This is a genomic window from Microbispora sp. GKU 823 (assembly GCF_002027145.1).
GTDB classification, from domain to species: domain Bacteria; phylum Actinomycetota; class Actinomycetes; order Streptosporangiales; family Streptosporangiaceae; genus Microbispora; species Microbispora siamensis.
Map to the genome: position 1 here is coordinate 20080 of NZ_MWJN01000114.1, position 8781 is coordinate 28860.

The following is an 8781-nucleotide window of genomic DNA, read 5'->3' on the forward strand; positions in this document are numbered from 1 at the left end:
GAAGGGAGTGGCCGGCAGTCCGGTTCAGGTCACGGGCACGGTGCTGACGACGCGCCGCGTGGACGCCTACCATGCGCTCACCGTCGTCGCGCCGGGCATCGCCGACCGGTTCCGGCCCGGCCACTTCGTCACGGTCGCCGTCGGAGGCCGCAACTCCTCGATGCTCACCCGGCGGGCCTTCACGATCCACGACGTGAAGCCGGACTACGGTGGCACGGTGGAGCTCGTCTTCGGCGTGCGCGGTGCCGGGACGCCTGGCTCGCCGACCTGCGGGCGCGCGACACGCTCGACCTGGTCGGCCCGCTCGGCCGTCCCTTCCCCCTGCCACGCGACCCCTGCACCTGCGTACTGGTCGGCGACGAGCACGGCGCGGCGCCGCTGTTCGCGCTGGGGGACGCGCTGCAGCAGCGGGGCTGCCGCATCGACTTCGTGCTGGGGGCGCCGTCGGCCGACCGGGTCTTCGGGGCGCTGCGGGCCCGCCGGATGGGCGAGACGACCACGCTGACGACCGAGGACGGCTCGCTGGGCATGCGCGGCAAGGTGACCGACGTGCTGCCCGGCGTCATCGCCGACGCGCGGGCCGACGCGGTCTACGCGTGCGGGCCGATGGAGACGCTGCGCGGCGTCACGGCGGTCGCCGTCGAGTTCGACATCCCCGTGCAGGTGGCCGTGGAGGAGTCCATGGCCTGCGGCATCGGCGTCTGCATGACGTGCGTGGTGCCGGTCATCGGCGACGACGGCGTGACCCGCATGGTCCGCGCCTGCACCGAGGGGCCGGTGTTCCGGGGCGAGCGGGTGCGGTTCGACGACGTCGGGACGATCCCCTTCGACGCGCTCGGCGCGCCCGGCGGACGGCATGCCTGAGCCGGGGCGGGGGGAGGCGGCCGTGACCGCCGACCTGCGGACCTGACCTGGCCCACGTGGAGCTGCCCAACCCGGTGCTGACCGCCTCCGGCTGCGGCGGGACCGGCCGCGAGCTGGCCCAGTTCTCCGACGTCCACCGGCTGGGCGCGTTCGTCACCCGGTCGATCACCATGGCCCCCCGCGCGGGACGGCCGACGCCGCGGATGGCCGAGACCCCCTCCGGGCTGCTGAACGCCGTGGGCCTGCAGGGCCCAGGAGTCGAGGCGTTCCTGGAGCGCGAGCTGCCCTGGCTGGCCGAGCGCGGGGCCCGCACCGTCGTGTCGATCGGCGGCGGCACCGTGACCGAGTACACCGCGCTGGCGCGGCGCCTGGCCGGCGTCGCGGGCATCACCGCCGTGGAGGTCAACCTGTCGTGCCCGAACGTCGAGGACCGCGGCAGGGTGTTCGCCCGTGACGGGGCCGCCGCGGCGGAGGTCGTGGCCTCGGTGCGCGCGGCCACGCCGTACGAGGTGCCGGTGATCGCCAAGCTGTCCCCGGACGTGGCGGACATCGTCGCGGTCGCCCGCGCGTGCGTGGACGGCGGCGCCGACGCCCTCGCGATGATCAACAACCCCGTCGGGATGAGCATCGACGTGGACACGATGCGCCCCGCGCTCGCGGCCGGCACCGGCGGCCTGTCCGGCCCCGCCGTACGGCCCCTGGCGGTGCGCTGCGTCTGGCAGGTCCACGCCGCGCTGCCCGGAGTGCCGATCGTGGGCATGGGCGGCGTGACGACCGGCAGGGACGCCCTTGAGCTCGTCCTGGCGGGCGCCTGCGCCGTCGCGGTGGGCACGGCGCTGTTCCACGACCCCTACGCCTGCCCGCGCGTCCTGAGAGAGCTTGAGGAGCTTCTGCAGGAGCGCGGGTTCGACCGGCTCGCCGACGCCGTGGGCCTGGCCCACCGGCCGGCGGGCGCGCAACCACGTTCGCGATCAGATCTCGAGGAGAGTTCGCTTTGACCACGCCCGCTCCCATCGCCGTCGCCCTGGACGCGCCCGACCTGGAGACCGCGGCCCGCTGGGCCGGCCTGGTCACCCCGCACGTCTCCACGGTGAAGGTGGGGCTGGAGCTCTACCTGCGGTACGGGCCCGACGTGATCGCCTCGGTGCGCGGCGCGAGCGGGGTGCAGGTCTTCCTGGACCTCAAGCTGCACGACATCCCGAACACCGTCGGCGCCGCGGCCCGGGCGGTCGCCCGGCTCAAGCCGACGTACCTCACCGTGCACGCCGCCGGGGGGCACGCCATGGTCAGGGCGGCCGTCGAGGCGGCCCCCAACACGCAGATCGCGGCCGTGACGCTCCTGACGTCGCTTTCCGAGGCCGATCTCCGCGAGATCGGTATCCAGGGACCCCCCGAGGACGTCGTGCGCCGTATGGCCGCCGTGGCCGTCGGGGCGGGCGCCCAGGCCCTCGTCTGCTCGCCCAGGGAGGTCGCCGCCGTACGCGCGGAGGTCGGCCCGGGCGTGACGCTCATCACCCCGGGCGTACGGCCCGTCGGCGCCGACACCCAGGACCAGGCCCGGGTGGCCACCCCGGAGGACGCGATCGCCCAGGGGGCCGACCTCCTCGTGATCGGACGGCCCATCACCGGGGCGCCCGACCCAGGCGCGGCGGCCGCCGGGATCGCCGCCGCGCTGCGCCGCGTGAGCCCCTGAGCGGGCTCCGTGAGGGCTCCGGGCGGGCTCGGGCGCCGTCACCATGCGTCATCCCGCTCCGGGCCTGCTGAGGCGGTTTTGATCTACGAAGAGTGACTTTTCCAATACCAAAAGTAGTAAAATCAATTTTGTAGTCCGAGAAACCGCCCTTGACGTTGCCGTTACGGCCAAGACCAGCTAGTTTCCCCTCCCGTCCGAGTACATCGACAAGAAATTCGAGGTGACCCGGCGTGGCTCTTCCTCCCCTGACCCCCGAGCAGCGCGCCGCAGCTCTTGAGAAGGCTGCCAAGGCACGCAAGGAGCGTGCCGAGGTCAAGAACCGGCTCAAGCACGGCGCGGTTTCTCTGGCTGAGGTGCTGAAGGATGGGCAGACCGACGACGTCATCGGCAAGATGAAGGTCTCGGCTCTGCTGGAGTCGCTCCCTGGCGTCGGCAAGGTCCGCGCCAAGCAGCTCATGGAGCGCCTTGGTATCGCCGAATCCCGCCGTGTGCGGGGTCTCGGCGCCAACCAGCGCGCCTCCCTTGAGCGCGAGTTCGGCGGCGCCGAGAGCTGATCTCGGCGGCGTACGAGCGAGTTTCACGGGGGTACGGAGTGACCGACACGTCCCGGTCCGCTGGAGATCGGGCCCAAGAGGCAGTCGCGACCAGCGGGTTCAGGACACGCGGCGGTGACTCCATGCCTCGCCCACGCCTGACGGTCCTGTCCGGTCCGTCGGGTGTGGGGAAGTCCACGGTCGTCGCCGAGCTCCGGCGGTCCCACCCAGAGGTGTGGCTGTCGGTCTCGGTGACAACCAGGAAGCCCCGTCCGGGGGAGCAGCACGGCGTGGAGTACTTCTTCGCCGGCAACGACGAGTTCGACGAGCTCGTCGCCTCCGGCGAGCTTCTGGAGTGGGCCGAGTTCGCCGGCAACCGGTACGGCACGCCCAGGCGGCCGGTGCTGGAGAAGCTGGCGGCGGGCGTCCCCACTCTGCTGGAGATCGACCTGCAGGGCGCCAGGCAGGTGCGTACGACGATGCCCGATGCCTTGCTGGTGTTCCTGGCCCCGCCGAGCTGGGAGGAGCTGGAGCGGCGGCTGCGCGGCCGCGGCACCGAACCTCCCGACGTGATCGCCCGCCGTCTGGAGATGGGCCGGATCGAGCTGGCGGCGGAGAAGGAGTTCGACCTCACGATCGTCAACACGTCCGTCAAGGACGTGTGCCACCGGCTGATAACCTTGATGGGAAACTCACCTAGCTAGGGGAATCACTGACGTGGCAAGCAGCTCCGCCTACGCGGAAGGCATCACCAACCCGTCGATCGACGCGCTTCTCGACATCGTCGACAGCAAGTACAGCCTTGTGATCATGGGTGCGAAGCGGGCGCGCCAGATCAACGCCTACTACTCTCAGCTCGGCGAGGGCCTGCTGGAGTACGTGGGGCCCCTCGTGGAGACCCACGCCCAGGAGAAGCCGCTGTCCATCGCCCTGCGCGAGGTCTCCGAGGGCCTGCTCACCTCCGAGCCCATCGAGGGCTGAGCGCACCACCGTCGATGACGTCTGTCGTGCTGGGCGTGAGCGCCGGCATCGCGGTCTACAAGTCCTGCGAGCTGCTCCGCCTGTTCACCGAGTCGGGCCACGACGTGCGCGTCGTGCCGACCCGGGACGCGCTGCGGTTCGTGGGCGAGCCGACCTGGGCGGCGCTGTCGGGCAATCCGGTGACCACCGAGGTGTGGGAGTCGGTGCACGAGGTGCCGCACGTGCGCATCGGGCAGTCCGCCGATCTGGTGGTCGTCGCCCCCGCGACGGCGGACGTGCTGGCGCGGGCCGCGCACGGCATGGCCAACGACCTGCTCACCAACACCCTGCTCACGGCGCGCTGCCCGGTGGTGTTCGCGCCCGCGATGCACACGGAGATGTGGGAGCACCCGGCCACGCGGGCGAACGTGGCGACACTGCGCGAGCGTGGCGCGATCGTGATCGAGCCCGCCGTCGGCAGGCTCACCGGCGCCGACACCGGTCCAGGGCGACTGCCCGACCCCGCCGAGATCTTCGAGGTGTGCCGCCGCGTGCTGGCGGGCCGGCGCGATGACCTGGCCGGCCGGCACGTCGTCGTCTCCGCGGGCGGCACCCGCGAGGCGATCGACCCCGTGCGCTTCATCGGCAACCGGTCCTCCGGGCTGCAGGGATACGCCCTGGCCCGTACGGCCGTCGCCCGGGGCGCGGAGGTCACGCTCGTGGCCGCGAACGTGACGCTGCCCGATCCCGCGGGCGCGAAGGTCGTGCGGGTGGAGTCGGCGCGGCAGTTGCGCGACGCGGTCCTGGCGGCGGCCGAGCACGCCGACGCGGTGGTGATGGCCGCCGCGGTCGCGGACTTCCGGCCCGTACGGCAGAGCGACACGAAGATCAAGAAGTCGTCCGCCGAGCCCGATCCAATCCATCTGGTGAAAAATCCAGACATCCTGGCCGAGCTGGGGGAGACCCGCCGGGCCAGGCGGGAGGCGTACGCCGCGGGGGACGCGCCGGCACACGACGCGCCGGCACACGACGCGCCGGCGGGTCGCGGGCGCGACGCCGGGAACGGCTCGGACGCCGCGAGGGAGGCCGGAGCGGGCGGGCCGCGTCCCCGGGTCATCGTGGGATTCGCGGCGGAGACCGACGATGTCCTGGCCAACGGCAGGGCCAAGCTCGAGCGCAAGGGCTGCGACCTGCTCGTGGTGAACCAGGTAGGGGAGAACCTGGCGTTCGGCACGCCGGACAACGCGGCCGTCGTCCTCACGGCGGAGGGCGGATCCGTGGAGATTCCGAGGGGTCCCAAAGAGGATCTCGCCGACGTAGTGTGGGATTTGGTGGCGCAGCGTCTCGCCTGACCTTCGCGTGGTGCCGGCGCGGGCGCCCGCCCCGCCCCCCACAGGTCGTGCGTCGAGGGAGCGATCGCCATGCCGGTGTCCGCCACGATCAGGGAGCGCTGCCGGGCGATGCTCGGTCCCGGCGAGGACATCCGCTACGTGTTTCCCGCGGTGGCCCTGCCGCCTCCCGCCACGATCGGTTTCCTTGTCGTGGTGACGGACCGGTCGATCACCCTGCTGTCCACCAAGATGTTCAGCAGGGACGAGCCGTCGGGAGTGTGGGCCCGCTACCCCCGCCGCACCCGCCTCGGGCCGGTCGAGTTCGGGTCGGGCCCCCGCATCGAAATCGGCGGCATGACCCTGGAGGTCGACGACGAGTACGCCGCCGTGGTGGCGGCGGCGGACGCGGAGGCGTTCTCGCCCGGTGACCTGCCCAGAGACCCCCTGCCCGACCTCTGACCCGCCGTCCGCGGACGTGGCGGGCCGTTTCCGCGGGCCGCATAGCGGACGACCCGAACCCGGATGGCTTCGCGGCTCCGCAGCGCCTAGGGCTAGACTCGCGTGAGCATCGAGTGGCCGCGGTAGGGCTCGGCTCTACCGCCGGTCACTCATGGACGTCAGCAGCCGCTGCATGAGGAGCCCTGAGTTGTCCCGTCGCCTGTTCACCTCCGAGTCGGTCACCGAGGGCCACCCGGACAAGATCGCCGACCAGATCAGTGACGCGATTCTCGACGCCATGCTCAAGGACGACCCCAAGAGCCGGGTCGCCGTCGAGACGCTGATCACTACTGGCCAGGTCCACGTCGCCGGTGAGGTGACGACGGAGACCTACGTCGACATCCCCGCCCTGATCCGCGAGAAGATCCTCGAGATCGGCTACGACGCCTCCCACAAGGGCTTCGACGGCGCCTCCTGCGGCGTGTCGGTGTCCATCGGAGCGCAGTCGCCGGACATCGCACAGGGCGTGGACGACGCCTACGAGCACCGCGAGGGCGAGGGCTCCGACGACTTCGACCGCCAGGGCGCGGGCGACCAGGGCCTGATGTTCGGCTACGCCTGCCGTGAGACCCCCGAGCTGATGCCGCTGCCGATCCAGCTCGCGCACCGGATGGCCCGGCGCCTGTCCGAGGTGCGGAAGAACGGCACGGTTCCGTACCTGCGCCCGGACGGCAAGACCCAGGTCACCATCGAGTACGACGGTGACCGGCCGGTCCGCCTCGACACCGTCGTCGTCTCCACGCAGCACGCTCCGGAGATCGACCTGCGGGAGATGCTGACGCCCGATATCCGCGAGCACGTGGTCGAGCCGGTGCTGGCCGACCTGGAGATCGAGACCGAGGGCTACCGCCTGCTGGTCAACCCGACCGCCGCTTCGAGATCGGCGGCCCCATGGGCGACGCCGGGCTCACCGGCCGGAAGATCATCATCGACACCTACGGCGGCATGGCCCGCCACGGCGGCGGCGCCTTCTCCGGCAAGGACCCGTCCAAGGTCGACCGCTCGGCCGCCTACGCCATGCGCTGGGTCGCCAAGAACGTCGTCGCGGCCGGTCTGGCCGAGCGCTGCGAGGTCCAGGTCGCCTACGCCATCGGCAAGGCTCAGCCGGTCGGTCTGTTCGTCGAGACGTTCGGCACCGAGAAGGTGCCGGTCGACGTGATCCAGGAGGCGGTGCTCCAGGTCTTCGACCTGCGTCCTGCCGCGATCATCCGCGACCTCGACCTGCTGCGCCCGATCTACTCCGAGACCGCCGCCTACGGCCACTTCGGCCGCGAGGGCTTCTCCTGGGAGTCCACGGACCGGGCCGACGCCCTGCGCGAGGCCGCGGGTCTGTGACCCGCGCCTGAGGAGCACCGGCGACCACCGTCGCCCACGGCGCGCCCGCCCCTGACGGCGGGCGCCGCCCGCGCGTGCCCGGACGTCCACAGGCGGCGGGCGTACGTGTGATTACGGCTCGCCGGGTCTGGTAGGACGGAGGCGTGACCGAGCCGACCCGCGCCCCGCATCCCCAGGAGGCGCTCATCCCCGGCGCCCCCCGGCCGCCACGCGGCAGGCCACCGAGCGGGCGAGTGGGGGGCACCGAGCGGGCGCGGGGGACGGCTGAGCGGGCGCGTGGGGGCACGGCCCCGGGGCGGGCGCGGACGGGCGCGTCCAAGGGCGCGCGCGAGGCGGCGCCGGACCTTCCCGTCGCGAGGGTCGTGGTGGACACGCCGCTGCCGCACCTCGACCGGCCCTTCGACTATCTCGTCCCCACCACGATGGACGCCGAGGCGGTGCCCGGCTGCCGGGTGCGCGTCCGCTTCGCCGGCCAGCTCGCCGACGGCTACCTGCTCGAACGGCTCTCCGAGAGCGAGCACGAGGGCCGGCTCTCCTTCCTGGAACGGGTGATCTCCCCGGAGCCCGTCCTCACCCCCGACATCGCGCGGCTGGCCCGCGCCGTGGCCGACCGGTACGCCGGGACCATGTCGGACGTCCTGCGCCTGGCCGTTCCGCCGCGGCACGCCCGGGTCGAGGCCGAGGCGAGAACCCCCCGCGCGCCGGGCGGCTTCCCCCCGGCACCGGCACCGGCACGGGCGCCGACGGCGACGCCTGGAGGGCCTACCCGGCGGGCGCCTCCTTCCTGGAGGCGCTGGCCGAGGACAGGGCGCCGCGCGCCGTGTGGACGGCCCTGCCCGGCACGGACGCGGGCGGGCCGTCGTGGCCGCACGCCCATCGCGGCCGCCCGCGCGGGGCGACGCTGGACGGCGGCCGGGGCGTCGTCGTGGTGGTGCCCGACGGCAAGGACGTGGCGCTGGTGACCGCGGCCCTGGGGGAGACGCCGCACGTGGCGATCACGGCGGACCTCGGGCCCGCGGAGCGCTACCGGCGCTGGCTCAAGGCGTTGCGCGGCGAGATCGGGATCGTGGTGGGCAACCGCCCCGCGGCGTACGCGCCGGTGGCCCGCCTGGGGCTGGCGGTCATTTGGGACGACGGTGACGACCTGCACGCCGAGCGCCACGCGCCCTACCCGCACACGCGGGAGGTCCTGGGCCTGCGCGCGCACCAGGCCGGGGCGGGCCTGCTCGTCGGCGGCTACGCGCGCACCGCCGAGGCCACGGCGCTCGTCGAGACGGGCTGGGCGGCCCCGCTCGTCCCCGATCGAGCGGCGGTCAGGGCCCGCGCGCCCCGGGTGCGCCCGGCGGGCGACGACGCGGAGCTGGCCCGCGACCAGGCGGCCAGGGCGGCCCGCCCTGCCCAGCCTCGCGTGGCGGGCGCTGCGGGAGGGGCTGGAGCACGGTCCTGTGCTCGTCCAGGTGCCGCGCAGGGGCTACCTGCCCGCGCTTGCGTGCCGTCACTGCCGCGCCCCCGCCCGCTGCTCCGGGCTCGCCGGTGCGCCCGGCCCCGGCGGCAGGGGCGCCTCGGC

At 73.4% G+C, this 8781-nt stretch carries 7 protein-coding genes and 3 pseudogenes; all 10 read left to right on the plus strand.

Annotation, left to right across the window (positions count from 1 at the left end):
- Nucleotides 1–7: 7 nt before the first annotated feature.
- Nucleotides 8–864 (plus strand): annotated as a pseudogene (locus tag B1L11_RS37615) (dihydroorotate dehydrogenase electron transfer subunit).
- Between the two features lie 56 nt (nt 865–920).
- On the plus strand, nt 921–1862 hold the full coding sequence (locus tag B1L11_RS37620; protein ID WP_079320027.1) for a dihydroorotate dehydrogenase: 942 nt from the start codon (nt 921–923) through the stop codon (nt 1860–1862).
- Complete coding sequence (gene pyrF / locus B1L11_RS37625) at nt 1859–2557, plus strand: orotidine-5'-phosphate decarboxylase (protein WP_143737833.1); 699 nt, start codon at nt 1859–1861, stop codon at nt 2555–2557. The genes B1L11_RS37620 and pyrF overlap by 4 nt, the downstream gene beginning before the upstream one ends.
- Nucleotides 2558–2787: 230 nt before the next feature.
- Nucleotides 2788–3111: an integration host factor, actinobacterial type gene (gene mihF, locus B1L11_RS37630; RefSeq protein WP_030450375.1), complete on the plus strand. Its 324-nt coding sequence runs from the start codon at nt 2788–2790 to the stop codon at nt 3109–3111.
- Nucleotides 3112–3233: 122 nt separating this feature from the next.
- Nucleotides 3234–3794: a guanylate kinase gene (gene gmk, locus B1L11_RS37635; RefSeq protein ID WP_079320029.1), complete on the plus strand. Its 561-nt coding sequence runs from the start codon at nt 3234–3236 to the stop codon at nt 3792–3794.
- Between the two features lie 13 nt (nt 3795–3807).
- Nucleotides 3808–4071, plus strand: coding sequence for a DNA-directed RNA polymerase subunit omega (rpoZ, locus tag B1L11_RS37640; protein WP_030508986.1), 264 nt, complete (start codon nt 3808–3810; stop codon nt 4069–4071).
- 14 nt (nt 4072–4085) lie between these two features.
- Nucleotides 4086–5402, plus strand: a complete 1317-nt coding sequence (gene coaBC, locus B1L11_RS37645; protein ID WP_079320030.1) for a bifunctional phosphopantothenoylcysteine decarboxylase/phosphopantothenate--cysteine ligase CoaBC — start codon at nt 4086–4088, stop codon at nt 5400–5402.
- A 69-nt stretch (nt 5403–5471) separates the two neighbouring features.
- A complete protein-coding gene (locus B1L11_RS37650; RefSeq protein WP_079320031.1) occupies nt 5472–5840 on the plus strand; it encodes a hypothetical protein in 369 nt (122 codons plus the stop codon).
- A gap of 187 nt (nt 5841–6027) precedes the next feature.
- Nucleotides 6028–7214: pseudogene (metK, locus tag B1L11_RS37655) on the plus strand (methionine adenosyltransferase).
- A gap of 233 nt (nt 7215–7447) precedes the next feature.
- Nucleotides 7448–8781 (plus strand): annotated as a pseudogene (locus B1L11_RS55520) (primosome assembly protein PriA); the annotation flags it as partial.